This window comes from Streptomyces sp. NPDC091371 (assembly GCF_040684275.1).
Classification (GTDB): domain Bacteria; phylum Actinomycetota; class Actinomycetes; order Streptomycetales; family Streptomycetaceae; genus Streptomyces.
In genome coordinates, this window is the sequence record NZ_JBFBFP010000022.1 from 32526 (window position 1) to 59204 (window position 26679).

Annotated in this window: 27 protein-coding genes and 2 pseudogenes; 9 read left to right on the forward strand and 20 right to left on the reverse strand. The window is 72.4% G+C overall.

All coding sequences use genetic code 11. From position 1 onward, the window contains the following. Complete coding sequence (locus tag AB0O21_RS23310) at positions 1-1185, forward strand: VWA-like domain-containing protein (RefSeq protein WP_365173362.1); 1185 nt, start codon at positions 1-3, stop codon at positions 1183-1185. A gap of 36 nt (positions 1186-1221) precedes the next feature. On the opposite strand, the gene AB0O21_RS23315 is transcribed toward AB0O21_RS23310, so the two are convergent. Next, positions 1222-1371 (reverse strand): hypothetical protein, encoded by a 150-nt coding sequence (locus AB0O21_RS23315; RefSeq protein WP_365173364.1) that lies wholly within the window; start codon positions 1369-1371, stop codon positions 1222-1224. 356 nt (positions 1372-1727) lie between these two features. Between AB0O21_RS23315 and AB0O21_RS23320 the strand changes: the two genes are divergently transcribed. From AB0O21_RS23320 to AB0O21_RS23335, 4 genes are all read left to right on the forward strand, one after another. After that, entirely contained in the window at positions 1728-2567 is an 840-nt protein-coding gene (locus tag AB0O21_RS23320) for a DUF4436 family protein (RefSeq protein WP_365173366.1), read from the forward strand. A 159-nt stretch (positions 2568-2726) separates the two neighbouring features. Beyond that, entirely contained in the window at positions 2727-3881 is a 1155-nt protein-coding gene (locus AB0O21_RS23325) for a hypothetical protein (protein ID WP_365173368.1), read from the forward strand. 280 nt (positions 3882-4161) lie between these two features. Continuing rightward, complete coding sequence (locus AB0O21_RS23330; protein ID WP_365173370.1) at positions 4162-5532, forward strand: pyridoxal-dependent decarboxylase; 1371 nt, start codon at positions 4162-4164, stop codon at positions 5530-5532. Positions 5533-5587: 55 nt separating this feature from the next. After that, the gene (locus tag AB0O21_RS23335; RefSeq protein WP_365173373.1) at positions 5588-6385 is read left to right on the forward strand and encodes a hypothetical protein; all 798 of its coding nucleotides are present in this window, start codon (positions 5588-5590) and stop codon (positions 6383-6385) included. A 22-nt stretch (positions 6386-6407) separates the two neighbouring features. Here the strand turns inward: AB0O21_RS23335 and AB0O21_RS23340 are convergent, their stop codons facing one another. The 13 genes and pseudogenes from AB0O21_RS23340 to AB0O21_RS23400 form a co-directional block, all read right to left on the reverse strand. Further along, entirely contained in the window at positions 6408-8003 is a 1596-nt protein-coding gene (locus AB0O21_RS23340; protein ID WP_365173537.1) for a serine/threonine-protein kinase, read from the reverse strand. Positions 8004-8045: 42 nt separating this feature from the next. Further along, on the reverse strand, positions 8046-10175 hold the full coding sequence (locus AB0O21_RS23345) for a HEAT repeat domain-containing protein (protein WP_365173375.1): 2130 nt from the start codon (positions 10173-10175) through the stop codon (positions 8046-8048). 51 nt (positions 10176-10226) lie between these two features. Further along, positions 10227-11306, reverse strand: a complete 1080-nt coding sequence (locus AB0O21_RS23350) for a HAMP domain-containing sensor histidine kinase (RefSeq protein ID WP_365173377.1) — start codon at positions 11304-11306, stop codon at positions 10227-10229. Next, complete coding sequence (locus AB0O21_RS23355; protein ID WP_365173380.1) at positions 11299-12021, reverse strand: response regulator transcription factor; 723 nt, start codon at positions 12019-12021, stop codon at positions 11299-11301. Before AB0O21_RS23355 ends, AB0O21_RS23350 begins: the two co-directional genes overlap by 8 nt. Before the next feature lie 77 nt (positions 12022-12098). After that, complete coding sequence (locus AB0O21_RS23360) at positions 12099-12830, reverse strand: VanZ family protein (RefSeq protein ID WP_365173382.1); 732 nt, start codon at positions 12828-12830, stop codon at positions 12099-12101. Positions 12831-12922: 92 nt separating this feature from the next. Beyond that, positions 12923-13633 (reverse strand): hypothetical protein, encoded by a 711-nt coding sequence (locus AB0O21_RS23365; protein WP_365173384.1) that lies wholly within the window; start codon positions 13631-13633, stop codon positions 12923-12925. Then, positions 13630-14508 (reverse strand): hypothetical protein, encoded by an 879-nt coding sequence (locus AB0O21_RS23370; protein WP_365173387.1) that lies wholly within the window; start codon positions 14506-14508, stop codon positions 13630-13632. Before AB0O21_RS23370 ends, AB0O21_RS23365 begins: the two co-directional genes overlap by 4 nt. Continuing rightward, positions 14505-15338 (reverse strand): hypothetical protein, encoded by an 834-nt coding sequence (locus AB0O21_RS23375; RefSeq protein WP_365173390.1) that lies wholly within the window; start codon positions 15336-15338, stop codon positions 14505-14507. The genes AB0O21_RS23370 and AB0O21_RS23375 overlap by 4 nt, the downstream gene beginning before the upstream one ends. Further along, a complete protein-coding gene (locus tag AB0O21_RS23380) occupies positions 15325-15951 on the reverse strand; it encodes a hypothetical protein (RefSeq protein WP_365173393.1) in 627 nt (208 codons plus the stop codon). Before AB0O21_RS23380 ends, AB0O21_RS23375 begins: the two co-directional genes overlap by 14 nt. Continuing rightward, complete coding sequence (locus tag AB0O21_RS23385) at positions 15948-16910, reverse strand: LLM class flavin-dependent oxidoreductase (protein ID WP_365173395.1); 963 nt, start codon at positions 16908-16910, stop codon at positions 15948-15950. Before AB0O21_RS23385 ends, AB0O21_RS23380 begins: the two co-directional genes overlap by 4 nt. Before the next feature lie 262 nt (positions 16911-17172). Next, positions 17173-17649, reverse strand: coding sequence for a GNAT family N-acetyltransferase (locus AB0O21_RS23390; RefSeq protein WP_365173397.1), 477 nt, complete (start codon positions 17647-17649; stop codon positions 17173-17175). Positions 17650-17706: 57 nt separating this feature from the next. After that, entirely contained in the window at positions 17707-18408 is a 702-nt protein-coding gene (gene pyrF, locus AB0O21_RS23395; protein ID WP_365173400.1) for an orotidine-5'-phosphate decarboxylase, read from the reverse strand. 4 nt (positions 18409-18412) lie between these two features. Next, a pseudogene (locus AB0O21_RS23400) lies at positions 18413-19164 on the reverse strand (class I SAM-dependent methyltransferase). A 157-nt stretch (positions 19165-19321) separates the two neighbouring features. On the opposite strand from AB0O21_RS23400, the gene AB0O21_RS23405 reads away from it, so the two are divergent. Continuing rightward, positions 19322-19864 carry a DapH/DapD/GlmU-related protein gene (locus AB0O21_RS23405; RefSeq protein WP_365173403.1) on the forward strand — a complete coding sequence of 181 codons (543 nt, stop codon included), beginning with the start codon at positions 19322-19324 and terminating at the stop codon, positions 19862-19864. Between the two features lie 7 nt (positions 19865-19871). Here the strand turns inward: AB0O21_RS23405 and AB0O21_RS23410 are convergent, their stop codons facing one another. Together AB0O21_RS23410 and AB0O21_RS23415 are read right to left on the reverse strand one after the other, a co-directional pair. Continuing rightward, positions 19872-20411, reverse strand: coding sequence for a DUF6882 domain-containing protein (locus AB0O21_RS23410; RefSeq protein WP_365173405.1), 540 nt, complete (start codon positions 20409-20411; stop codon positions 19872-19874). Between the two features lie 55 nt (positions 20412-20466). Beyond that, positions 20467-21549 carry a Glu/Leu/Phe/Val dehydrogenase dimerization domain-containing protein gene (locus AB0O21_RS23415; protein WP_365173407.1) on the reverse strand — a complete coding sequence of 361 codons (1083 nt, stop codon included), beginning with the start codon at positions 21547-21549 and terminating at the stop codon, positions 20467-20469. A 77-nt stretch (positions 21550-21626) separates the two neighbouring features. On the opposite strand from AB0O21_RS23415, the gene AB0O21_RS23420 reads away from it, so the two are divergent. Then, the gene (locus tag AB0O21_RS23420; protein WP_365173410.1) at positions 21627-22085 is read left to right on the forward strand and encodes an Lrp/AsnC family transcriptional regulator; all 459 of its coding nucleotides are present in this window, start codon (positions 21627-21629) and stop codon (positions 22083-22085) included. A gap of 21 nt (positions 22086-22106) precedes the next feature. On the opposite strand, the gene AB0O21_RS23425 is transcribed toward AB0O21_RS23420, so the two are convergent. The 3 genes and pseudogenes from AB0O21_RS23425 to AB0O21_RS23435 form a co-directional block, all read right to left on the reverse strand. Beyond that, positions 22107-22232, reverse strand: coding sequence for a hypothetical protein (locus AB0O21_RS23425; RefSeq protein ID WP_365173555.1), 126 nt, complete (start codon positions 22230-22232; stop codon positions 22107-22109). 463 nt (positions 22233-22695) lie between these two features. Continuing rightward, positions 22696-23280 (reverse strand): annotated as a pseudogene (locus AB0O21_RS23430) (FUSC family protein); the annotation flags it as partial. Positions 23281-23298: 18 nt separating this feature from the next. Next, complete coding sequence (locus AB0O21_RS23435; protein WP_365173413.1) at positions 23299-24156, reverse strand: SDR family oxidoreductase; 858 nt, start codon at positions 24154-24156, stop codon at positions 23299-23301. A gap of 93 nt (positions 24157-24249) precedes the next feature. Between AB0O21_RS23435 and AB0O21_RS23440 the strand changes: the two genes are divergently transcribed. Beyond that, positions 24250-24642, forward strand: coding sequence for a helix-turn-helix domain-containing protein (locus AB0O21_RS23440; protein WP_365173416.1), 393 nt, complete (start codon positions 24250-24252; stop codon positions 24640-24642). A gap of 66 nt (positions 24643-24708) precedes the next feature. On the opposite strand, the gene AB0O21_RS23445 is transcribed toward AB0O21_RS23440, so the two are convergent. Further along, on the reverse strand, positions 24709-25518 hold the full coding sequence (locus tag AB0O21_RS23445; RefSeq protein WP_365173419.1) for a DeoR/GlpR family DNA-binding transcription regulator: 810 nt from the start codon (positions 25516-25518) through the stop codon (positions 24709-24711). Positions 25519-25621: 103 nt separating this feature from the next. On the opposite strand from AB0O21_RS23445, the gene galT reads away from it, so the two are divergent. Continuing rightward, positions 25622-26665 (forward strand): galactose-1-phosphate uridylyltransferase, encoded by a 1044-nt coding sequence (gene galT / locus AB0O21_RS23450; protein WP_365173421.1) that lies wholly within the window; start codon positions 25622-25624, stop codon positions 26663-26665. The last annotated feature ends 14 nt before the right edge of the window (positions 26666-26679 follow it).

Here is a 26679-nt window from a genome sequence, read left to right on the forward strand (position 1 = left end):
GTGCGCCCGCCCCTGGACCGCGCGAAGCTGCTGGCAGCCCGTTACAAGGCCGCGGAGGCGCGTCCGTACCTCGCCTCCGCGCTGTACGCCCTGACGGTGGTCCCCTCGGACGGGGTGCGCACCATGGGCGTCGACCGGTACTGGCGCTGCTACGTCTCCCCCGCGTTCGTCGAGGCGACCCCGGTCGTCGAGCTGGCCGGGGTGTGGATCCACGAGGTGGCGCATCTGCTGCGCGACCACCACGGCCGCGCCGAGCGCCTGCCCGCCGCCGACCAGCGCGATCCGGTCCGGGTCAACATCGCCCAGGACTGCGAGATCAACGACGACCTGCTCGCCGACGGGCTGGCGCTGCCCGAGGGCCGGATGGAGCCGAGGCTCTACGGCCTGCCCACGGGCGGCCTGTTCGAGACCTACCTGCCGGCGATCCCCCGCACGCCCCACGGGCCGGACTGCGGCTCCGGCGCGCACGGCACTCCCTCGTCCTGGGAGCTGGGCGAGGACGGCGGCCCCGCCCGGGTCGGCCCGGTGGAGGCGGAGGCGCTGCGCCGGCAGACCGCCCAGGCCGTACGGGCCCAGCAGCGCACCCGGGGCCGCGTCCCCGCGGGCTGGGCCCGGTGGGCGGAGGAGCTGCTGGAGCCCACCGTCGACTGGCGCCAAGCCCTGTCCGGAGCGGTCCGCGAGGCCGCGGCCTGGGCGGCCGGCGCGGTGGACTACACGTACCGCCGCCCCTCGCGCCGCACTCCCGCGCTCGGCGGCCGGGTGGTGCTGCCCAGCCTGCGCAGGCCGCTGCCGCGGGTGGCCGTCGTCATCGACACCTCCGGCTCGATGGGCCCCGACGACCTCGCGGCCGCGCTCGCCGAAGTCACCGGCGTCCTGCGGGAGGTGGGTGTCGGCGGCAACCGGGTCGCCGTCCTCGCCTGCGACGCCGACGTGCACGCTGTGACCCGGGTGCGCAGTACCGGCGAGGTGACCCTGGCCGGCGGCGGAGGCACGGACATGCGGGTCGGCATCAGCGCGGCACTGGCCCTGCCCGACCGGCCGAACGTCGTGGTCGTACTGACCGACGGGTACACGCCGTGGCCGGACGAGACCCCGTCGTGCCGGCTGATCGCCGCACTGGTGGGGGAAGACCCTCCCGCGCCCCCGGCCTGGGTGGAGACCGTACGCGTCGACCTCACCACGTGAGCGGCGCTCCGCGCCCCCTGCCTGCCGGGCCGTTGATCAGCCGTCGGGCGGGTCCCACGTGTGGGGCATGGAGCTGTGGTGTTCCACGGGATCCTCGGTGCCGAAGCGGGCCCAGAGGAGGAACCCGCCGAGGCCCACGGCCAGCAGGCCGCCGGGTATGAGGATCGCGAGAAGCCAGTCCGGCATGCCGTCTCCTTCCGCCGCCGGAGGGGCGGCGTCGCCTACGGGTTGCGATCGGGGTGCCTCGTCCGGACGACGTTCAGGAGGGCGTTGACGGTTCCCGCGGGCGCCGCGCGGGCGCGGGAGGAAGGAGCCGTCGGCCGCGTCGGGTCCCGGCGGTGGACCGGGAAGGGGAGCGGAACCGGGCAGTCCGGTCTACGGCGACACACCCGCCCGGATGCGGTGGATCTCCGGCCCGGTGGACGAGGATCGCACGGCGGGCACCGCCCAGGCCGGACGAGCCCCTCCCCCATCTCGCCGGAGTCATCATGGCCCCACCCTCCCCCTCGGACCCACCCCGCCCTCGCCGTTCCGGGTCGTCGATGCTGTCGGTCCTGCTCCCCATCGCGTTCCTGATCGTGGGGGCGGTGGCCTTGGGGTCATGGCTGCAGTTCACCGAGCGGCAGGTGATCGACACGGTCCACACGGTCGGTTCCCCGGCCCCCGACCGGGTGGACGTGGAGGCCACCGTCCAACGCGTCGACGCCGCGGCCAGAGACCTCGTACTCCGGGTCCGGGTCACCCCGCGCGGCACCCTCGGCGAGGAGGACGGGACCGCCCCGGTGGCCGATCTCACCCTCCAGACCACCCAAGCGACCCTCGGCGACCTGGCGTTCAAGGCGCACGAGCGGATCACGACCAAAGACCTGCAGGTCGCGGTCACGGACGGATCGATCAGCGACTACCCGTTCGACACCTACGAGACCGACATCGGGTTCTGGGCGCTCCTGGACGGCAAGGAGGTTCCGGTACGGCTGCTGTTCTCCAACAACGACACGCTCTTCTCGGTCTCCACGACACCCGCAGGCTCCCGGCAGGAGGCCGAACTGGGGGTGAAGGTGTCCCGATCGGGCAGCCTGCTCGTCTTCACGGCCTTCATGATGATCGTGATGTGGGCACTGGCGGCGTCCGTGCTCCTCGCGGCCTGGTACGTGATCACGCACCGGCAGGGGCTGCTCTGGCCCGCCCTCGCGTGGATGGCCGCCACCCTCTTCGCCCTCGCCGCGTTCCGCAACACCGCCCCGGGCACACCCCCGATCGGCTGCGTGCTGGACTGGTTCGCCTTCCTGTGGGCCGAGACCATCGTCGCCCTCTGCCTGATCACCGTGGTCTTCACCGGTGTCCGCACCGCCCTCAAGGCAGACGACACCCAGCGCACTTAGAGGTGTCGGAGGCCCCGGGAACCGGAAGGGCTTCGCCCGCCCACCCCACGGGTAAGGGACGCGAACACCGGTGCGACGGGGGCCGCGGCACGGAGGACGGGGTGACGGGGTGCGGGGACGGACAGGGGTGCGGGCGTCGGCCCGGCCGCGGGGCGCGGGATGACGGCTCCGGGCCCGGGCCCGGCCACGGGCATGGTGACCCGGGTGCGTGCGGCCCTGGCCGGCGCCGGGGGCGCGCTGGGGATCCTGATCGGGATCTACGCGGACGAGGCCCGCGCCGTGCTCGACTGGGTCGGGGCGCACGCCGTCGCGCCGACCGGTGTCGCGCTCCTCGCCGCGGGCACCGGTTTCGGCCTCGGGTGGTGGAGCGGCAGGGCGGGTTCGGGCGGCCGGGACGCGGGGCCGGTGGTGGTCGAGGGTTCCTTCGAGATCAGTGCCGACGACTTCGACGTGGACCTGCCGGCGGACCACATGGTCTTCGGCCGCCGGCTGCGCTACCTGGAGCGGGCCACGGCTTCGCGTGACCTGGTGGTCCTGCTGCACGGTCTGGGCACGGACGCCTCGGAGTTCCGCCCGTACATGGCCTCGGCCCGGCCCCACACCGTCGCGTTGACCGCGTTCGGCCACCATCCGGAGGAGGCACGCGACGCGCGCTACCGGCCGATCGGCCTGGCCACGCACACCGAGTTGATCGCGGGCGCCATCAAGGCGCTCGCCCGGCGCCACCCGAACAAGCGGCTCGTGCTGGTGGGGTTCTCGTACGGGGCCGACACGGTGCTGCGCCTGGCCGAGCAGTGGGCGGAGCGTCCGGAGCAGCGACCCGCGCTCACGGGGGTGTTGCTGTTGGACCCGAACATGAACCGGTCCACTCTCCCCGTCACCCGGGCCCTGGCCGGCTTGGACCTGTCCGATCCGGCGGCGGCGCTGCGCGGGATCGTGGCGGGGACCCGGGACCTGGACACCTTCGCGAACTTCTGCGACTACCTGCACCGGATCGCCGGGAAGGACCTGGCGCAGGTGTGCCGGCACGCGGGCGAGGTGTGGGAGGACGCGGAGGATGTGGGGTCCTACGAGCGGTTCGTGCGCCGGTGCGAGCGGCTGCGGTCGGTGTGCGGAGGGCCGGTGCGGATCCATTTCTCCACGCGCTTCGAGACGCACTTCAACGATCTGGTCGCGCATGCGCGGCGGCGTGGCCTGCGGGGGGTGTTCGACCTGCGGCGGACCGATCACTTCGCGTTGTGCGCGGAGCCCGCGCTGCGGCCCCAGGTGGAGGCGCTGGTGACGGGCTCCCCAGCCCCCGCCCCGGAGGGGTGAGCGCAACGTGGAGTACGGCCGCGCCACTCCTCTGCCGTGGGCCCGTACCCCAACAGCCGTTCACCCTGGCCGGCCGCACCCGCGTTGCTCCCGATGCCCTTCCTCAGCTGCTGACGTACTCGTAGACGCCGCCGTCAGGATGGCGGAGCACGGCACGGTGTCCGTTCGGGGTGGCTTGCGGAGGAGCAATCAGGGCGGCCCGGGCGATCCGCGGTCGACGGGGAGTGACCGTCCACGTTGTGGCTTGCGTGGTGGTGGCGGCCGTCGCATAGTCCGAGGTATGGACGCGCGCGAGGCGGCGCTGCGACAGGCGTACGGCCATGCCGTGGAATGGCTGGCGAGCCTGCCCGACCGCCCGGTTCCCGCACACGCTTCGGTCGACGAGATCATGCGCGCGCTCGGTGTCGAGCTGCCCGACGGTCCCGGCGTGCCCGCCGACGTCGTCGATCTGCTGGCGACGGCCTGTGAGCCCGGACTCACCGCGTTTCCCAGCGGCCGCTTCTACGGGTTCGTGGTCGGCGGCACCGAGCCGGCCGCGTTGGCCGCGGACTGGCTGGTCAGCGCCTGGGACCAGAACTGCGTCATGCGGGCCGCGTCGCCCGCGTACGCGGCAGCCGAAGAAGTCGCCGGGGCGTGGTTGCTCGATCTGCTCGGGCTGCCGAGCGGCAGCGCCGTGGGTTTCACCACGGGTGCCACGATGGCGAACTTCACCTGCCTCGCCGCCGGGCGCGATGCCGTACTGCGGCGCACCGGCTGGAACGTGGCCCGCGACGGTCTCACGGGTGGGCCGGGTGTACGTGTCCTCGCCGGTGAGGACCGCCACATGGCCGTCGACCTGGCGCTGCGCTACCTGGGGCTCGGCATGCCCGAACTGGTCAAGGCAGACGATCAAGGGCGTATCGAGGCCGAGGCCCTGCGGCACGCCCTGGCCGGCGGCGGCGGGCAGCAGCCGACGATCCTGATCCTCCAGGCCGGAGACATCCACTCCGGCGCCTTCGACCCCTTCGCCGAGACGATCCGCGCCGCCCGCGAGGCGGCAGCGTGGGTGCACGTCGACGGCGCGTTCGGCCTGTGGGCAGCAGCCTCCCCGGCATACGCACACCTGACCGCGGGCTGCGGGGACGCCGACTCGTGGGCGACCGATGCCCACAAAACGTTGAACGTCCCCTACGACTGCGGCCTCGCCATCGTGCGCGACCCCTCGGCGCTCAAGGCGGCCATGGGGCTGCAAGGCCACTACCTCATCCACGACGAACGCGGAGACCCCATCGACAAGGTCCCCGAGCTGTCCCGGCGCGGCAGAGCCTTCCCCGTATGGGCGGCACTCAGGTCCCTGGGCCGCCACGGCGTGGCGGACCTCGTCGACCGGCTGTGCCGGCACGCCGGCACCTTCGCCACCGGCATCGCCCGGATCGAGGGCGCGACCGTCCTCAACGATGTCGTGTTCACCCAGATCTGCGCCTCCTTCGGCACCGACGAGCGCACCGAACGCGTCCTCGCCCGGCTGCTCGACGACGGTACGGCGTGGATCAGCGGCTCCTCCTGGCACGGCCGCCGCGTCATGCGCATCTCGGTCAGCAACTGGTCAACGACCGACGACGATGTGGCACGCTCCCTCGACGCAATCCGGCGCGCGTCCCTCGACGCCTGACATGTCGCTCTTGCCGGTGCGGGCAGTGTCAGACCCTCGTGTAACACTCCGGTCCATGTCCCTCGCTGATCTCACTCTCGACCAGTGGCGGCGCTTCGATGCGGCGACTGCACATCGCGTCGCCCGGGAAGCCGCCGCGCTGGTGAACGGCCGGGTATCCGGCGTCGAAACCGTCGAATTCCTGGGTGCCCCGCTGCACCGCGTCCGGATCGAGCGGGACGGCCAGGAGTTCGCGTTGATACCCGGCGGCCCCGTGTCCTTGGGCTTCGACCTCGACGCCTGGCAGCCGACGCCCGAGCAGACCGCCGACTACGCGGAGAGCCTGGAGCAGGGTTTCGGCTACGGGCCCACCCTGCGGGCGCACCTCGCGGAGGTGCTCAGCCCGCGCCGGAGCGTTGTCCTGGCGACCGTGCTCATGGCCGTGGAGGACGAGAACCTGACCGAACTGCCTGATGACATGCCGGCCGCTCTCGCGGCCCGTGGCCTGCGGATGCCCACCTCCGACGAGTGGGAGCACGCCTGCGGGGCCGGAGCGGACACCCTGTTCCGGTGGGGCAACGACTGCCCGCTCGACCGCATCCCGTACGGGGACCACACGGGCCCGCACAACCAGCTGAACGGCTTCGGCCTGCGCATCGCCTACGACACCTACAGCACCGAGTTGACGAGCGACGCCACTGCCGTCCACGGCGGCGACGGTGGCGAGTCGGTGTGCGGCGGGTACGGCCACCTGCTGGCGTGGCTGCCCCTGGCCACGGCCAACCGCAATCCCTCGATGGCCGAGTTCGTCTACGGCCCGGAGGGAGAGGACCTCTGCGAGGACTTCTCGACCCGCCCCGTGCTCGCCTTGTGACCCCCGGGGGCGGGACCCGGGTTCAGGGGCGGCGGGACAGGGATGCGGGGGCGCCCGCCGACTGGGCTCCCTCCGAGGCGAGGGTCAGGCGGTCCGGGTTGTCCAGCGTCAGCACGTAGAGATTGCCCCGGGGGCAGTCGAAGGTGGCCGTGCGGTCGGTCGGGTGGCTGGTCACCGCCGCGAAGACCGCCGTGGTCCGGCTGACCTGCCGCAGCTCGAGGGCCTCCGTGCACCCCAGGTTGCGCCCGGTGGAGACCTCCTTGACGTCGCTGACCTGCCCGCCGACGAGCTCGCCCACGACCCCTGCGCGCAGCGTGACCGTGACCGCGAACTCACCTGTCCTCGCCCGGGAGATGCCGTCCGCGTCCGGCGTCCCGGGCCCGACGCCGGACCAGGTGCCGACCCACGACTCCGGCAGCGAGGCCGGTGAGGACGCCGGTGCGGACGCCGACGGCGTGGGGGATGCGGACCCGTCGCCCTCGCCTCCCCCGGGAAGGCGGATCGCGAGCGTGACGAGGGCGGCGGCGAGGGCCGCGGCCGCGCCGGTGGCCAGGGGCCGGCGGGAGGCCCACCCGCGCGGGTGTGGGGAGGGAGCGGACGGAGCCGGGGCCGCGGGTGTGACGGGGGCGTACTGGGGCTGCGGTGGGGGGACCCGGGACGTGCCGGGCCCCGCGGGCGTGGGGGCGGGGGCGGGGGCGGGCCGCTGTGACGCGGTCAGCAGTCGGCGGAGTTCGGCCTCCCGGCGGCCGACGTCGGCGGCCAGGGCCGCCGGTATCACGCTGCTCCAGTCTTCCTCTGCTGCGGCCGCCGCGCCGAGCCGCGCCACCAGGTCCTCGGCGGTCGGGCGCTGGTCCGGGTCCTTCGCCAGGCACTCCCCCACCAGCGGCAGAAGTGCTTCCGGCAGGCCGTCGAGGCGCGGCTCGTCGTGGACGATCCGGTACAGGAGGGCCGGCAGCTCCAGCTCCTCGCCGCGCGCCAGGAACGGACCGCGTCCGGTGGCCGCGTACACGAGGACCGCGGCAAGGGAGAACACGTCCGCCGGAGCCGATGCCACGGCACCCGTCGCCTGCTCCGGCGCGAGATAGCCGGGCGTGCCGATGACCGTGCCCGTCTGGGTGTGGCGCGGGTCGCGCACCGCGCGGGCGATCCCGAAATCGATGAGGAAGGGCCGCTCCGGACCGAGCAGTACGTTGGCCGGCTTGATGTCGCGGTGGACCACGCCGGTCGCCCGTACGGTGACCAGCGCGGCTGCCAGCTCCCGGGCCAGGCACGCCACGGCCGGTGCCCCCAGCGGTCCGTACTGGTGCACCCAGTCGCCCAGCGACGGCGCGGCAACGTATTCCGTCGCCAGCCACTGCGGCAGCACCCCCGGCGGGCTGAAATCCACCACCGAGACCGTCCACGCACTGCGCACACGGTCGTTGGTGCGTATCTCGCGGGCGAACCGGTCGGCGAAGTCCGGCTCCAGGCTCAGCTCCCGGTGCACGGTCTTCAGGGCCAGCGGCCGCCCGGACGCGGTCCGGGCCAGGAACACCTCGCCCATTCCCCCTTCGCCGAGGCGCGCCAGCAGGCGGTACCCCCCGATCTCCCGCTGGTCGCCGGGCCGCAAGGATTCCACCAACTCCCCCGTTCTCCTTGGCTGTTCGCGGACCGGCCCACCCTACGTGACGGCCCTGGCGAGACGGGCCGCCACGGCGCGGCAGGTGCGCTGCAGTTCTTCGTCGTGCGTGATGTCCTGGAAGCGGCCGCTGCGGCGGGGCCATGCGAGTTCCGCTCGGATGCGGGGAAGGGCAGGTGCGGCGGCCGGGCCCATGCGGTTCAGGCAGGCCAGGACGTGGTTCGAGGTGGCCTCGTTCTCGTCCCACGCGGCCAGCAGCGTCTGGAGCACGAGAGGGGCTTCGGCCTCGCCGCCGATGTCCCACAGCGCGGCCGCGGCGTGGACGCGGGTCCACTCGTAGTCGGCGGTCAGCATCCTGCGCAGGCGCGGCAGCGCCGTCGCGGCGGGCGGGCCGATCCGGCCCAGGACGTCGGCCGCGCCGTGGGCGCGGTAGCTGTCGAGCAGGTCGTTCAGCCGCGGCAGGACGCCCTCCGGGTCGCGTCCGATCGCCCACAGCGCGGCCGTGGCGGCCGCCCTGAGGTCGACGTCTCCGGCGTCGGCGAGCGGGCGGACCACCTCCAGGACGGATGAGGCGCGGGCTCCGAAGGAGGCGAGCGCCTCCACGGCGGAGGCCGCGGTGCGCCACTGCTCGTGGCGGACCGCGGCGGTGACGGCGTCGGCGAGCGCGGGAACGGCCGTGGGGTCGCCGAGGTCGCCGAGGGCGGAGATCACGGCGCCGGCGCCCATGCCGGCCCACTCCTCCGAGAAGTCCACGGCGGCGAGCCGCCGGGTCAGCCTCGGTACGAGTTCGCCGGCGGCCGGGCCCAGACGACCGGCGACCTGAACGGCGCGCCAGGCGTCGGTACCGCTGTCCAGGGCCGTCAGCAGGCAGGGCAGCGCCCGTGGGTCACCCAGGCGTGCCAGCGCCATGACGGCTTCCTGGTGGGCGCGGCGCAACCGTGGGTTCGGCGCCGCCCACACGTCCGGCCCGTACGCCGTGCGGTGTGCGGCGACGTAGGCGGCGAGGGCTTCGCGGGCAGGCTCGCAGACCGGCACCAGGGATCCGAGGCACTCGCCCGCCGCCGCGGCGGTGTACGGATCGTCCAGCTGCAGGAGGTCCGCGAGGAGCATGACGAGGCCGGTGTGGTCACCGCGCCAGCCGGTGACGAGGTTCTGGGTCATGCGGATCGCGTCGTAGCGGGTGGCGGGGTCCGGGCTGCGGAGCTGTTCGGTGAGCACGGCCGTGCGTGCGGGCACGCGGGCGTTCAGCACCTCGTGGAAGGTGTTCAACAGGGACGTGGTCGGGGCGTGGACACGGTTGTGCCGTGCGAGGTCCTCGAACGCGGCGGCTATTTGCGGCGGGACGTCGTGTGCCGTCGCGGGCGCGGCGGCATCCGTGCACGCGCCCTCCCCGGCACCGGACCGGCATGCGGCCCCTTCGGGCGCGCTCTGCGGGGTGGGCGTGAGTTCACGCAGCAGATGGATCGCGGTCGGTACGACTTCGTCCGTGATGCCCTCCGGGACGCAACGGGCCCGGTGGACGAGCGCGGCGAGGCGGAGGTCGGGGTCCGCCTCCGTGTCATCGGCCAGGGTGCCGAGCCGGCTCGTGGCGGCATCTCGTGCGGCGGGCAGCCGCAGCGCGAGGTCCGCCATCGTCCGGACGACGAGCAGCCGTTCCGTGGTCCCGCTCTCCGCCGGCAGCCGTCCCCCGAGTATCTCCACCGCGCGGTCGGCGTCGTCGAGGAAGAGGCCCAGTCCCTCGATCGCCGCCCGGCGCACCAGCGGATCCGGGTCCGCCGCGTAGCGCACGAAGGCGTCGGCGCGTGCGCGCATCACCGCCGCGCCGTCCGCGCAGGCGGACGACTCGGTGCCGTCCGGTGCGATGCGGATGCCCTCGCCGCCGTCCACGGCTGCGCGTCCGATGCCGAGCAGCAGCCCGATGACCGCGGCACGGTCGGGGACCTCGGGGTCGTCGGCCATGTCGAAGAGGAACGGCAGGCTCGCCGTCGTGCACGGGTACACGTCGCCCTGGTGGTGGGCCGCGCCGTAGAACGCGCTGAACGCCTTCTCCCGGACAACGGGGTCGGCCGAGCGCATGTCCCGCAGCCACAGCGGAACGTCACCGGCCGGACCGTACGCGTGGTTCATCGACGACCAGTCGATCGCTTCGAGTTCGTTGATCACGCAACGCATTGTGGCGGAGGGCACTGACAGCGATGCCCAGCCCGCCGCTCGGGACGGTGCCTACGGCAGGCCGGGAAGCCGGACCGTGACGACGAGACCGCCGGCGGGCCGGGGCGCGAGGTCGAGGGTCCCGTCGTGGGCGCGGACGATACTGTGCACGATGGCGAGGCCGAGGCCGACGCCCGCGTGCTCGTCGGTGCGTACGCGTTCCGTTCCGCGCCGGAAGGGTTCGGTGAGGGTCGGCACCAGTTCGGGTGGCAGCGGTCGCCCCGTGTTCTCGACCCGCACCACGCTCGCGTCGCCCTGCGCCTCGGTGTGGACGGTGACGGAGCCGCCGGCGGGGAGGTTGTGGACGACGGCGTTCTGGACGAGGTTCGTCACCATCCGCAGCAGGAGCTCCGCCGAGCCGCTGGTGCGTGCCGCACCGCCGGTGACGTCGAGTGTGATCCCGCGCTGTTCGGAGAGGGGGAGCAGGGTTTCGGCGGCCTCTTCGGCGACGAGGGAGAGGTCGACGCTCTCGCGGGTGACGTGCCCGCGGTCGCTGCGGCTGAGCAGCAGGAGGGCCTCGGTGAGGTCGATCGCGCGCCTGTTGACGGCCTGCAGGCGTGCGAGGAGTTCGTCCTTGTCCCGCGTGGGGTCCTTGCGGGCGACGTCGAGCAGGGTCTGGGAGATGGCCAGCGGGGTGCGCAGTTCGTGGGAGGCGTTCGCGGCGAACCGCTGCTGCTCGGCGACGTGCGATTCGAGTTGTCCGAGCATGGTGTCGAACGCGTCGGCGAGTTCACGGAACTCGTCCTGGCGGCCTTCCATGCGGATCCGGTGGGCCAGCGATCCGTTCCCGGCCGTCCGTGCCGCGGCCGTGATCCGGGTGAGCGGTGCGAGCATCCGGCCGGCGAGGATCCATCCCCCGGCGAGCCCGAACACGAGCAGGAAGCCCATCGCCACGGCCGCGGCGGGGACGAAGGTGCGTACGAGGAGGTAGCGGTTGGGCGAGATCCCGAGAAGCCCCTGGGGGTTGTCGGGGACGTAGCGCAGCAGGAACCCCCACACCACGGCCAGCAGGAGCGCGCCGGCGACGGCGAGGAACCCGGCGTAGCTGAGGGTGAGCTTCAGCCGGGCGCTGAGCCCTGGGCGTCTAGGCACCGGCGGCACCGGGGCGGTCGGTGTCGGAGCCGAGATCGGGGCCGAGGTCGGGGCTGCCGGAATCGATGCGGTAGCCGACGCCCGGCACCGTGGCGATGATCCACGGTTCGCCGAGCCGTTTGCGCAGTGCGGAGACGGTGATGCGGACGGCGTTGGTGAAGGGGTTGGCGTTCTCGTCCCAGGCCCGTTCCAGCAGATCTTCGGTGCTGACGACCCCGCCGTCGGCGGCGACGAGGACTTCGAGCACGGCGAACTGCTTGCGGGTGAGCGCGACGTAGCGGCCGTCGCGGAAGACCTCCCGGCGGAAGGGGTCGAGGCGCAGGCCGGCGATCTCGCGGACCGGGGGCCGGGCGTGCGCGCGCCTGCGGTCGAGCGCCCGCAGCCGCATGACGAGCTCCCGCAGCTCGAACGGCTTGGTGAGGTAGTCGTCGGCACCGAGCTCGAACCCGGACGCCTTGTCGTCGATCCGGTCGGCGGCGGTGAGCATGAGGATCGGGATGCCGCTGCCGGAGGCGACGATGCGGCGGGCGACCTCGTCTCCGGAGGGGCCGGGGATGTCGCGGTCGAGGACCGCGAGGTCGTAGGAGTGGACGCTGAGCAGTTCCAGGGCGGAGTCGCCGTCGCCGGCGATGTCGGCGGCGATCGCTTCCAGCCGGAGGCCGTCACGGACGGCTTCGGCCAGGTAGGGCTCGTCCTCGACGATCAGTACGCGCATGTCCGAAGCCTAAGCAACGCGACGACAGGACCCGGCGCCGACGCATGCCGGGAGGCGGGGCCCACCGGACGCGCGGTTCATCGTGCCGCCGCCGATGCCGATGCCGGGGCCGGCGCGGGGCGCGGCCGGTCCGACGGCGCTTGCGTCGTGGTACGCCACCAGCGGCGCGACGCCAGCGCGGCCAGCACGGCGCCGGCGGCATTGACCAGTACGTCGTCCACGGAGGACACCCGGTCCAGGCGCAGGACGTACTGCGCGATCTCGACCAGGGCCGAGCAGCCCGCCCCGAGCGCCAGGATCCGCGGCACGGACGCCAGCGCCGCGAACCGCATCGGGGCGAAGAACCCCAGTGCCGCGAAGACCAGCAGGTTGCCGGCGATCCCGAGCGGCCCCATCGTGATCAGGTCCCGCAGCGGTACCAGGCTCACCCGGCCGGGGACGATGCCGGCCCCGGCGCCCGGCATCATCGTCAACCAGACGAACGGCACCGTCCCGTGGACCATGCCCACCTCGGCCAGCGGCATCCGCCACGCCGGTGCGACGCCGGCGGCACGCCGACGGCGCGCCAGGGCCCACACCACCAGCGCGGCCAACGGCAGCGCGACCAGCGTCATGAGCACCACGCCGTTGAACGTGTCGAAGCAGCCGTGCCACCGCCCGGCCATGCACGCCGGAGCGGACATCAGCAGCGGCCCCCGCACGACGAACACGGCGCTCGCCACGCCGAGGACCGACAGGCCGATCAGCACGATCCTGCGCGTGTGGCGGGGCTGTGAGGACGGGGAGGGCGGGGAGGCGTTGTGGTTCATGGACCCATGGGAGACGACGGGCCGTTGCCGTGGCGTATGCGCTTTTCGATACGCCCGCGATACACGCACCGGATACGCGGCACGGTCACCGGTCACCAGTACAGGAGCCAGCGTCCGGCGCTCCAGACCCCGTGGCCCTGGAGCGTGAGCCTCTCGTCGTCGGGTTCCACACGGCTGCTGGGGGCGACCTGGTGGAGGGTGTGGCCGGAGTGGATCACCATCTGGCCGGGGGTGTAGGGGACGTAGTGCTTGGTGTGGAAGCGCTTGAGGTCGGCGGCGCTCTCGATCCAGCCCTTGCCGGCGGCCCGGCGGAAGTCCTCGTAGTCGGCGTCCCAGACGTTCAGGCCGCCGCCGGCCGCGGGCAGCCGGACGGGCAGGGTGAAGGACACCAGCCGGGTCAGGTCGGTCCCGGGGGGCCAGCTGAAGGCCCGGTACTGCATGTCGAAGTGGACGGGCGCCTTGGGCTTGGTGAACACGGCTGCGGACAGCCACACGTGGAAGCCGGGCATGGCGAGGTGTCCGGGGTAGTGGACGGGGGCGCCGAGATGCCCTTCGAGGAGGTCGGCGAGCCGCTCGTACAGCCCGCCGAAGGCCTCCCACAGGAGCGGCCTGGAGGTGTCGGCCCGCTTCTGGTAGTCGCCGACGTCCGGGTTCTCGGCGAGGTCGAGGTAGCTGGGCGTGCCCAGTGTGAAGAAGGAGGCGGGTTCGGCGCCGCGCGGGATCCAGTGCTCGCGCAGGCCGTGCACGGTCTCGCGCAGCGCGTCGCTTTCGGCTTCGGTGAGTACGGTCAGCCTGTCGATCACGGGTGCCTCCCCTGGAGCAGTGCGAGGAGCGATGCGGTGATGTCACCGCCCAGCCGCCGGTCGTACCAGTCGTACGCCGGCATCGGGTTGACCTCCAGGCACCAGTGGGTGCCGTCGTCGGCGACCTTGAAGTCCCAGCCCGCGAGGGACATGCCCAGGTCCGCGGTATGGCGGACGACCTGCTCCGCGAGCGGTCCGGGCAGCTCGTACGGGGTGAACACCGCGTCGGGGTCGGTCCGGTAGTCCGCCGCGCCGGAGCGGATCTCCTCGGCGTGCACCCGGTCGCCGACGACGTGGGCGCGGACGTCCCGGCCCCGTACGTAGCGCTGAAGGTGGATCGGTCCCTGCCAGGGGTCGAAGTCGGCCAGCTCGCCGGGCCGCAGGAGCCGACTGTCGGCGCGTACCCCTGACACCGCCTTGACGATGGTCGGCCCGGCCTCGGCGAAGGCCTGCAGGCGTTCCGGCGAGGAGCCGGTGATGGCGGGCGGAACCCTGAACCCGTCGCCGGCCAGGGACCGTTCGTGGAGCGGCTTGGAGCCGTTGTCGGATCGGATGGAAGGGCGGTTGACGACCAGACCGGGGATCTGGTCGAGCCAGGCGGTGAGGGCGGTGGTGAGCCAGCGCCAGCGCAGGGCCTGCTCCCGGTCCTCGGCGAGGGACGACAGGTCGCTGATCCGGCAGTAGTACGAGCCTTCGGGATCGAGGGTGTGCTCGCCGAGCCGCGCCGGACGGGACCCGCCGATGGCCAGCCGCCAGTCGTCCTGCCGCACCACCTCGCTCAGGTCCACGTTCTCGACGTGGACTCCGCGGGCCTCGGCGGCGTCGGTGAAGTGCGCGATGGTGCTCTCGGAGGCGAGTCCGACGGTGTAGATCATGGGAAGATCACCTTCAGGAGTCGGGGGCCGAGACCCAGCCAGACCATGCGCAGCTGTTCCACATCGGGGAACGGCTCTACGAGGACGGGCTTCGCACCGGTGAGGTCCGGGGATATGCGCCAGACCACGGAGGCCAGTTGGAGTCCGAGTCGCGCGACGATCTCGGTGCTGCGTTCCTCCAGGCGCAGCCCGTCGAGTTCGACGGCGCTGCACGGCCAGGCGTGCTCCCCGAGCACCACCACGTTCTCGAACAGGGGGTCGGGGTCCGACCACCGCGCACGGTAGGGGCCGGGGGCGGCCGACTGCTCGGGCCAGGGCCGTGTGGTCCAGGAGCTCAGGTCCTGCACCCACCACTGGGTGCCCTCCCCGTCCGCTGCCGCGGGCCCGTCGGGCTCCGGCGGCCGGGAGGAGAACACCTCGACCGAGCCGACGGGCAGTCCGGCCCGCAGTTCGGTCAGCGCCGCGGAGGCGGAGACGCTGCTGCCCAGGGCGCCGGGCGCGGGACGGTTGATCACGGGTGCCGGGGTGAGGGCGGCAACGGCCCACAGGTGCGCGAGGCACTCGTTGAGCTGGAACTCGGCGTCGAAGCTGATCCTGAGCAGGGGCGGTGCGGGCAGGCGGAGCACCATCGGCAGGGCCGGCTCGACGACGGCCGTGTCGTCCTCGACGGTGACGGTGAACATCTGTGCGGCATCGAACACGTCGAGAACGGCGGCCTCGTGCCCGCTTTCGCGGACGAAGTCCCGCACCTCGACCGCCACCGGATCCTCGGGGTCGGCGACGATGACCAGTCCGGAGAAGTCGGCGCGGGGCACCTCAGATGACGACACCGCGCCTCCTCAGCAGTCGGTTGATCCGAGAGCCCCGCAGTTCCGCCGCGACCTCTTGCTCCTCCGTGAGCCGTCCCGCCGGGGCCGGTGACGCGTTCCCCATGCCGGCGCTCGCGGGGCCGGGGCCGACCCCGGCGGCGGATCCGAGTGCCCGGTCCACGAAGGCGCCGGGGCCGGGCGGGGTCATGGCCCCGTCGAAGCCGTCCTTGCCGTCCTTCCCGTCCTTGCCGTCTTTGGTGTCTTTGGTGTCCTTGCTGTCCTTCGAATCTTTGTAGTCCTTGTTGTCCTTCGAGTCCTTGCTGTCCTTGTAGTCCTTGATGTCCTTGGTTTCCTTGCCGTCCTTCGTGTCCTTGCCGTCCTTGACGTCCTTGGACTCCTTCCCGTCCTTGCCGTCCTTGCCGTCCTTGATGTCCTTGAAGTCCTTGAAATCCTTGCTGTCCTTCCACCTCTTGCGCGCCTCGGGCACCACGGGATGGGAACCCGCGTCCGCCTCCCCCGTCTCGGAGAAGGTCCGGCCCCGTTCCGGTGCTCCTCTCAACATCCCCGTGACATCGCGCCGTTCGGCGGCCGACAGGAAGGGCCGCACCCGTGATTCATCGACGGTCCACGTCATTGGTTCACCTTTTCTGTGGTCGGCCGGGCTCCGGACCGGTACAGCCGCAGGGCCGCGCCGAGGCGGCTCTGGGCTTCCCTGTGATGCGGATTGAGGTTGAGGACGAGGTGGGAGACACCGAGCGCCTCGTACCGGCGCAACCCCCGGGCCACCACGCCCGGCGATCCGGTCAGGACGTCGACGCCCGGGGGCGCCTCCCCGCCGCGACCGTCCTCCCCCTCGACGCTGACGTTGACGCCGAGCGTGATGCCCAGCGTCGCCGGATCGCGCCCTTCGCCCAGGCAGCTCTCCCGCACCCTGGCGAGGACCTCCACGGCGCCGGAGGGAGAGCCGAACCAACAGGAGTTCCACAGGTCCGCGTACCGCGCCGCCAGCCCCATCGTCCGCGGCCGGTTCGCACCGACCAGGACGGGCGGGCCTCCGGGCCGGGGCCCGCGGGGCCGTAGCTCGCCGGCGCGCGACCAGTGGTGGCGGCCGGTGAAGTCGACACGCCCGGTCCGCAGCAGCCCGACGATGATCTGCAGCGCCTCCTCGAACCGGTCCACCCGGCTCTCGAAGGGGATGCCGAAGGCCTCGAACTCGGGCTGGTGCCAGCCGGCGCCCAGACCGAGGATGAGACGGCCCCGGCTGACCTCGTCGAGGGTCACGGCCATCTTGGCCAGCACGGCGGGGTTGCGGAACGCGGTGCACATCACGAACGAGCCGAGCTCGACCCGCTCGGTGGCCTCGGCCAGGGCCGCCAGGACGGTCCAGGACTCCCAGATGCCCTCGCTCGCCCCGTCCTGCCCCCGGAACAGCAGGTGGTCGAAGACCCACACCGAGTCAAAGCCCGAGTCCTCCGCCTGGAGGGCGAGCGATCTGATCTCCGTGTACGAAGGCTGCCCCGACGGGTACTCGGCGAGAGGCAGAACAAGGCCGATCTTCATCGCTCCCCCGGACGGCTCGTGCTCCGCGGCCACCCCCGAAAGTACATGGGGTGAGGGATCGTCACAATCCGTTGACGGTACGGCCGTTGAACGGTATCGCGCGGCCCGGCTGACGCACTTCTGTGTGGCGGGATGGTTCACCTGCCGGACCGTTTGCGGCCGCCGGGGAGGGTGTTGCCGCCCCGCTCGACCCGGCCCCGTGTAATGGGCCATGGCCCGCCGGGACCTGCCGGGCGAGTTGCCCACCGGCGTAGCGGCGGCGGTTGACCGAAGCCACCCGCCGTCGTCGCTGCGATCAATGAACGCCCGTGGCCTCCGCACGGCGGGCAACAGTGAACCGCAGCTCCGGGCGCGCCCACGTCACCTTCGGCGGCGCGGGAGGAATCGTCCCTACCGGTTCGGCACCCATGCGCCGGTAGAACTGCTCGGCAGGGGGGTTCGACACGACACGCACGTGCGTCAGGCCCTCCCGTGCGGCCTGGTCGAGCATGTGCTCCACGAGACGCCGACCGACACCCATGCCCTGCGTCCCGTCCGACACGAAGGCCAGGTCCAGCTCAGCGAGGTCCACCACCAGGGCGTAGAAGCCCAGCAGTTGGCCTGTAGAGCCGACTGCCGCAAAGACCAGGTGCCGGTCGATGTAGGCAGGTGTGACTCGATAGTCGGCGATCACCGTGGCGTACTGCCCCTGGTAGGCACTGGACTCATGGATCAGTGCCGTGAGGGCCTCAGCGTCCTGTTCGGTTGCTCGTCTGATCTTTACGGGCTGCATGCGCCGAAGTATAGGAACAGATAACCTCTGAGACCATTACATGCAGTCGGCGGCTCCTCACCGCTCCAGGTCGGCGCGGACCAGACGGAATGCGGCCGCCGGGTCCGCGGCACGGGTCACCGACCGGCCCACGACGACATGTGACGCGCCGCCGGCCACGGCGCCGTGCGGCGTGCCGGACCGGATGTGCTCGCCCGGGGTCTCACCTGGCAGCGCAACTCCCGGCGTGACGATCAGCGCGCCGGCTCCCAGCACGGCACGCAGTGGCCCGGCTTCCTGCGGCGAGGCGACCACCCCGTGGCACCCGGCGGCTTCCGCCAGCCGGGCCAGCCGCAGCACCTGGTCCTCGGTCGACGTCAAGCCGGTGACCCCGATGTCGGCGAGGTCGGACGTCGTCATGCTGGTGACGACGGTGAGGGCCAGCACGCGAAGGCGCGGGAAGGGGCGGGCCGCGGCCACGGCGGCAGCCATGATGCCGGGGCCGCCCATGCTGTGGACGGTCACCATGGAGACGCCCAGAGAACCGGCTGCGCGGACCGCGCCGGCCACGGAGTTGGGGATCTCGAAGAGCTTCAGGTCCAGGAAGACGTCCTTTCCCTCGGCTACGAGGTCCCTGATCAGGCCCGGCCCGGACGCCGTGAGCAGCTCCAGTCCGACCTTGTAGGAACGGCATTCCTCACCGAGCAGGTCGACGAGTTCGTCGGCGGCTCGGCGGTCGTCGAAATCCAGGGCGACGATGATCTGACCGGTTGGCTCCACGACGTCATTGTCGCCCGGGCCCGTTCGGGCGGACGGCCAGGCTGAGGTCGACCACGTAGTGCTCGTCCACCCATCCGTCCGGGAACCGCCGCATGAGGAGGGCGCGTTCCTCGGCGAGGAAGGCGTCCGTGCCGGGCTTGCCGAGGAGGAACAGGGAGTGCGTGGACAGCTTGCCCAGATGCGTGTCGACGGGGACGCGCCGGGACCACGGCAGGCGGCGGTGGGTGAACCGCACTCCGTACTGCGAGCGCGTGCGCTCGTTGATGTACCAGCCCGGGCCGAACCGCTCCTCGATGCGGGTCTGCTGCTCCGCCATCCATCCGACGGTGACGTCCGGGTCGTTCGACCAGACCGCCAGCGCCCCACCGGGACGCAGCACCCGCAGCGCTTCGGGGCGGCGCGGGCCGGGTCGGTCCAGTGCCAGGACTGCGCGTACGTCACCAGGTCGAGGCAACCGGACGCGAACGGGAGCCGGTTGCCGTCCGCGCGCACCAGCGGCGTCCGCGGATTGCGGCGCCGGAACTCCGCGGCCATGCCCTCGCCCGGCTCCACGCCGACGACACGGGCACCGCGCGCCTCCAGAAGCGCGGTGGCGATGCCCGTACCGGCCCCGACGTCGGCGGTTCGGGCGCCGGCCAGCGGGAATCCGGCGAGTTCGGGCAGGGTGTCGAAGATCGCGGGCGGATAGGAAGGGCGGTGGGCGGCGTAGCGCGCGGCCGCCGAGCTGAACGAACGAGCACGGGATTCGGTCGTCATACCGTCCATGATGGGCTCCGGACGGGCCGTCCGGTGTGGTCGTTGTCCGGATCGCGGCGGTCAGCGCGAGGATGCGATGCGATGCGCTGCACGACGCGGACGAGCACGCCGCCGGTGAGCCTTGTCCAGCCACCGGTACATCAGGAAGGATCGCGGCATGTCCAGCGACCGTCTCATGCGCATCCACAGTGCCGAGTTCCAGGCGATGGCCGAGAGGGTCCTGCGGGTCACCGAGCTCACGTCACGCCTGAACGTCCTGCCGTTCGACGACGAAGCGGGCAAGGCGGAATTGTTCGAACAGATCCTCGGCAAGCCGCTGCCGCCGAGGGTCACGATCTATCCGCCCTTCTACACGGACCACGGCCTGAACCTCGACCTCGCCGAGCGCGTCTTCATCAATCAGAACTGCACGTTCCTGGACTACGCCGGCATCCGGCTCGGCGAGCGCGTGATGGTCGGACCGAAGGTCACGTTCATCACCAGCGGCCACCCGGTCGATCCCGAGGAGCGGCGGCTGTACCTCACCGGCGCACCCATCGACGTGGCGGAGAACGTGTGGATCGGCGCCGGTGCCACGATCCTGCCGGGCGTGAGCATCGGCCGGGACTCCGTGGTCGCCGCGGGCGCGGTCGTGGCCGATGACGTCCCGCCGGCGAGCCTGGTGACCGGCAGCAAGGCGAGTGTGCACCGAACGTGGTGATGGTCAGCTAGTCGAGGGCGATGTTGACGGTGGACGTGGTGCCGTCCACAGCGGTCAGGGTGACGGGCCCGAACGTGATGATCGCGACGGAGTTGCCTCCCGGGGCCCGATAGAAGCCGGCTGCCCTGGTGATCCGCACGGCCAGAGCCGCGAGGGTCGCCGCCACCTGCTCGTCGGCGTCGACCTCCGGTCGGGTCAGCCCATGGTGACCATGGGCTTCTGCCCACTCCCGAACGCCCCGGGCGTCGCGGCTCATCTCCGGAAGGATGCTCTCGTTCGCCCAGGCCCACAGCCACGAGCCCGACGAGGGACTGAAACTGGCCAGGATCTGCGCGGGCGCCGTCGCGGTCTTGTCGGGGAAGGTCCATGTGATCAGGCCGGTCCTCTGGTCCAGGCCCCAGCGGTCCGCCGAACCAAGACCCCAGGACACGTGCGCGCGAGCCAGCTGCTCGATCATGTCCTCGCCCTGGAGCAGCAGCGTGCTGAGGTCTGCCGGCTCCGCGTCCTGAGCAGGGCTCGGCTCGTCGGCTCGCTTGAAGAATCGCATGCCGCGAAGTCTGGCAGACGCCGCTGACCCGCCGAGACCCCGTGTCGGCGGCCCGTCAGGCCGGGCGGGTCGCCCGGCGGACTCGTTGCCCGGCGAGTTCGGTGGCCGCCGCCGCGGGGGTGGTCCGGTGGGTCCGGGCCGTGTGGAAGACCTGCCGGAGCGTGCCGGCGATGCCGTGGAGGCGCTGGGTCAGCTGTTCCTCGGATTCCCGGTGCAGTTCGGCGCCGGTGGCGTGGATGACGCCTCCCGCGCTGACGATCACGTCGGGCGCCCAGAGGATGCCCCGTCCGGCGAGCAGGCCGGCGGTGGCCGGTTCGTCGAGCTGGTTGTTGGCCGGGCCGGCGACAGCCGCGCACCGCAGCAGCGGCACCGTTGCGGCGGTCAGCAGGCCGCCGAGCGCTGCCGGTACGAGGACGTCGACCTCCGCCGCGAGGGCGTCGTCCGGATCCACCCAGGTCGCGCCCAGTTCCTCGGCCAGGCTGCGGGTGGCCGGGTTGATGTCGGTCACGACGAGCCGCGCGCCGGCCCGGTTCAGGAGCCGGGCCACGTGGGCGCCGACCGCGCCGAGGCCGATCACCCCGAAGGTCCGGCCGGCGAGGTCGGCTGAGCCGAAGGCTTCCTCGGCCACGGCGCGCAGGGCCGCGAGGGTGCCGCGCGCGGTGTGGAGGGAGGAGTCGCCGCTGCCGCCGTCCTCGACGGGGCGGCAGCACACGTGCGCGGTGCGTTCGGCGATCACGGACATGTCGGCCGGGCTGCTGCCCACGTCCGGGCCCGCGATGTAGCGGCCGCCGAGCGATTCGATGGCGTCGCCGAGGTCGTGGAGCAGCGCCGTACGGTCAAGGGCCGGCGGACGGCCCGCCGCGGGGAGGGCGACGACCGCCTTCGCGCCGCCGTGGGCCAGACCGGCCAGCGCGTTCTTCTCGGTCATCGCCGCCGCCAGCCGCAGCGCGTCGGCGATCGCGGCGGCGGGGTCTGGGTAGTGGACGATCCTGCACCCGCCGGCGGCCGGGCCGAGGGCGGTCGAGTGGATCGCGATGGTGATCGCGAGGCCGCTGCGGTGTCCGCGTACGACCTGCACCAACTCGTGTGAAGGGTGGGGGGTGTTGAGGGCCAGAGCGTGCTCAAGTGCGGCTGTCATGGCATGAAGCTAGCCGCTTCGACAACAGGCTCGGCCGTTCACCGAACGAAATTCGGTACGGAAGCCATAATCGCCGTATGGACGAACTTGATTCGGCGATCGTCCGGCATCTGCAGCGCGATGCGCGGCAGACCAACCGCGACCTCGCCCGAGCCCTCGGCATCGCCCCGTCGACCTGCCTTGAACGTCTCCGCTCACTGCGCGCCCGCGGAGTGATCACCGGCTTTCACGCCGCGGTCGACCCGGCCGCCCTGAACCGTCACGTCCAAGCGCTCATCCACTTCCAGATCCGCCCCCTCAGCCGAGCCGTCATCGAGGGGTTCAAGACGTACGCGGCCGGCCTGCCCGAGGTCAGTACGGTCTACGTCGTCACCGGAGGCGACGACATGATCGTGCACGTCTCCGTGCCCAGCGTGGACTACCTCCACGGCTTCCTGATGGACAAGTTCACCGAGCGCCGCGAGGTCGTCGGATTCCGTACGTCCGTGATCTACCAGCACACCCACAACCAGGTGCTCGCGCCCCTGACGCCTTGACCCGCGGGGACGTCCTCGCCGTCAGGCGGGGCGGGCGGGCTGGTCGAGGTCGTTGAGGACTTGGTAGAAGGGCCGGCGCAGGGCGACGGCGAGGGGGCGGGAGTCCGCGCGGATGTAGGCCTCCAGGTTGGCGCGGGCGGCGCCCACCGCGGGTCGGGGGTCGTCCCCGGACAGGGTGCGGTCGATGGCCCGCGCGGTGAGGGAGGCCAGTTCGGGGAGCCGGCGGCGAGCGCGGGCGAGGTCGGGGGCGAGGTCGTCCCGGCCTGTGAGCGCGGCGACTTCCCTGGCCAGGGTGGTCAGGTGGGGGGTGAGCGCGTCGGCGGTGGCGATGCTCAGCCTGCCCGCGTAGGGTGTCGCGGTGACGGCGGCGCAGGGGGTTGAACCTCATGGCGCGTTCGGCTTCGCGGGCGCGGGCGGCGCCCGCGTGGACCGCTGCGACGTGGGCGTTGACCAGGGTGAGGTTGTCGCGCGCGGCGGCCGGACCGCCGTCCAGGGCCGCTACGGTGCCGGTGAGGGCCCGGATCAGGCGCGCCCGGCAGTCGTCGGCGATGACTGCCAGGACGCGGTGGGGGTCGGGCGGCCACAGCAGCGGGGCGAGCAGGATGGTCACGGCGGCTCCCGCGCCGGTCTCCCAGACCCGGTGCCATGCGTAGGCGTCGGGTGAGTCGTTGGCAAAGACCAGCAGGGACGATGCCGCGACCTGGATGTTCAGCGCGCCGCCGGCCCGCAGGACCATGCCGACGCCCAGGCCCAGGGCCACCACCAGCGACAGCGTGAGGGTCGAGGGGCGCAGCACGTTCAGGACGGCGATCCCGATCAGGACGCCGGCCACCACGCCGAGGGACCGCTGCACCGATGCGCCCAGGGCCGTGACCGGGTCGCCGCGCAGGGCCACCAGCGGGACGACCGCCGCGTAGACCGGCGGCTGGTCGGCTCCCAGCCAGAGGGCGACCTGCCAGGCGACGGCGACCGTGACCACGATGCGGGCGGCCGCGGGGCCTTCGGCTCGCGCGATCTCCCGGGCCCGGTGGGCCCGCGACGGCCGCGGCTCGGCGAGGTCGGGCGTCCGCGCCTCTCGCGCACCATCATCCCGGTGAAGCCGTTTGCGGGCTCTGGCGTTCCCCACACGAGTCCCCTGACACGACCGTGACCGACACGCACAGCGTGCGGCGGCCGGAGGGCCCGACGGCTCCATTACGCCGAGCGCGGCATGTCACCGGTTCAGCGCGGCGGCGATCGAGTCGGCGATCGGTGTGGTGGGCCGCCCGGTAAGGCGGGACAGGTCGCCGCCGGTGGCGGCCAGCTCGCCCTTCTCGATGGAGCGGTCCACCTCGCCCAGGATCGCCGCCAGCGGCGCGGGCAGTCCGGCGTGGCCGGTCAGGATGCCGGTGTAGGCCTCGACGGAAACGGCGTTGTAGGCGATCTCCTTGCCGCTCTGCCTGCCCAGTTCGGCCGCGTACTCGGCGAAGCTCCAGGCGGTGTCGCCGCTCAGCTCGTACGTGGCGTTCTCGTGGCCCTCGCCGGTGAGTACGGCGACCGCCGCGGCGGCGTAGTCGGCGCGGGCGGCGGACGCGACGCGGCCCTCGCCGGCGGCCTGGGTGACGGAGTTGGACTGGAGTACGGGCGCCAGCTGCTCGGTGTAGTTCTCGTTGTACCAGCCGTTGCGCAGCAGCGCGTACGTCACACCGGACTCGAGGATCGCCGCCTCGGTGTTCCGGTGGTCGTCGGCGAGGGCGGCGGTCAGGCTGCCGGGGGCGCTGGTGTAGGCGAAGAGCGCGACGTCCGCCGCCTTCGCGGCGTCGAGGACGACCCTGTGCTGGCCGACGCGGCCCTTGTGGAACTCGTTGCCGGAGATGAGGAGGACCTTGTCGCCGGCCTTGAAGAGGCCGTCGAAGGTCTCGGGGGTGTTGTAGTCGGCCACGGCGATCCGCACGCCGCGGGCGGCGAAGTCGGCGGCCTTGTCCTCGTTGCGGACGACGGCGGTGATCAGGTCGGCCGGAACCTTCTCCAGCAGGCCCTCGATGACGTGGCGGCCGAGGTGTCCGGTGGCGCCCGTGATGACGATGCTCATGGCGGAAATCTCCCTGTCGGATTGGCTCTGTGCACTTACCCTAAGAGGTGCACTAACCGACAGGAAGTACCCACCTTGAAGTAAGGTACTGGCATGGAAGTAAGTGAGACGTCGATCGTGGACCGGGTACGGAACGCCGGCGGGGACGCGATGTGCCCCGAGCGCCTCGTGATGGAGCACGTCACCAGCCGCTGGGGCACCCTGGTCCTGATCTCCCTGCTGGACCGCTCGTACCGCTTCAGCGAGCTGCGGCGGCAGATCGGCAGGGTCAGCGAGAAGATGCTGACCCAGACCCTGCAGACCCTGGAGCGCGACGGCCTGGTCCACCGTGACGCCAAGCCCGTGATCCCGCCCCGCGTGGACTACTCCCTCACGGACCTCGGCCGGGAGGCGGCAGAGCAGGTCCGCGGCCTCGCGCGGTGGACGGCGCGGCGCATGGCCGCGATCGAGAAGGCGCGCGAGGGGTACGACGCGGCGAAGGCCTGACCGGCCCGCGGCGCGGACCCGCCGCCGGGCACGCCCGGCGGCGGGGACCGTTTCAGGCGGCGGGGCTCAGTGTTCCTCGCCCGCGATGAGGAGTTCGCCCACCGCTTCCGCCAGGACGGCCCGGGCCTCGGCGGGCATCGCGGCGTCGGTGACGAACCAGTCGGCCCGGTCAAGGGCGGCGAATCCGCTGAGTCCGACGACGCCCCACTTGCTGTGGTCGGCGACGACGGCGACCCGCCGGGCCGAGGCGACCAGCGCCCGGTTGGTCTGCGCCTCCATGAGGTTGGGGGTGGTCAGCCCCGCCTCCTCGGCCACTCCGTGCGCGCCGAGGAAGAGCAGGTCGACGTGGAGCGAACCGATCACCAGGTCCGCGAGCGGACCGACCAGCGCGGCCGAGGGTGTGGGTGAGCCGCCGGTGAGCAGCAGGGTGGGGGCCCCGTTCCCCGGGTCCCCGCCCGCGGCCCGCACCAGCTCCGCGACCGGGAGCGAGTTGGTGACGATCGTGAGCTCGGGGACGCCCAGCAGCCGGGCGGCGACCGCGTGCGCGGTGGTGCCGCCCGACACCGCGACCACGCTGCCCGGTTCCACCAGGGTCGCGGCGGCTTCGGCGATGGCGGCCTTGGCGGCGCCCTCCAGATCGGACTTGGCGTCGAATCCGGGCTCGTGGCCGCGGGTCCCGGCCGCGGCGACGGCCCCGCCGTAGACCTTCTCCACGGCGCCGCTCCGGGCCAGGGCGTCCAGGTCCCTGCGGATCGTCATGTCCGAGACGCCGAGCCGTCCGACGAGATCCGCCACGCGTACCGCGCCGTCGCGCCGGACCGCGTCCAGGATGAGCGCCCGCCGCTGGTGGGCCAGCTGGGCTGCCTGTTCGGCCACGGTTGCTCCAGGGGTCCGGTCAATCCGTTGGAAAGCAGCAAGATAGCACGGTGATGTTGTTGGGTGCTGGTGATGTGTGTTGGGTTCTGTTTATTCTTGGCGCGTGAAGAAAACACTCGCGAAACTCGCGGACGGCCGTGAACTGATCTACTTCGACACCGACCACAACGCCGCACGCGAGGCTCCCGACCTGCGCCCGCTGGACGCCGGGCGCAGCCGGCCCGAACTGCGGCTGGACGAGGCGACCGGCGACTGGATCACGATCGCGTCCCACCGGCAGGACCGCACCTACCACCCGCCCGCGGGCGAATGCCCGTTGTGCCCCTCCCGGGACGGCCGGCTCAGCGAGGTCCCCGCCGCCGACTACGAGGTGGCCGTCTTCGAGAACCGCTTCCCCTCGCTCTCGGGCCCGGTGGGACGCTGCGAGGTCGTCTGCTTCGCCCCCGAGCACGACGCCTCGTTCGCCGACCTCACCCCGGCGGCGGCCCGCCTGGTCCTCGACGCTTGGACGGACCGCACCGCGGAGCTCTCCGCACTCCCGGGTGTCGAGCAGGTGTACTGCTTCGAGAACCGCGGGGTCGAGATCGGAGTGACGCTCAGTCATCCGCACGGCCAGATCTACGCCTTCCCCTTCGTCACGCCCCGCACCGCCAAGATGACCGCGGCCGCGGCCGCCCACCGCGCCGCCACCGGCCGCAACCTCTTCGAGGACCTCCTGGCCGGCGCCCGCGCCGCCACCGAGCGCGTCGTGACGGCCGGGGAGCACTGGACCGCCTTCGTGCCGTACGCCGCCCGGTGGCCGTACGAGGTGCACCTCTACCCGCACCGCCGCGTTCCCGACCTGACCTGCCTCACCGAGGCCGAGCGGGCCGAGTTCCCCGGCATCTACCTGGACCTGCTGCGCCGCTTCGACGGGCTGTTCCCCGTGGCCGGGCAGCCGCGGGCGCGCACCCCGTACATCTCCGCCTGGCACCAGGCTCCCCGCACCGGCGGCCACGAACTGGCCCTGCACCTGGAGCTGTTCACCGTCCGCCGGACCGCCGACAAGCTGAAGTTCCTCGCCGGGACCGAGTCCGGGACCGAAGCCTTCATCAACGACGTGGCCCCGGAGACGGCGGCGCGGCGACTGCGGGAGGCGCTGGCGTGAACCGTACGGACCAC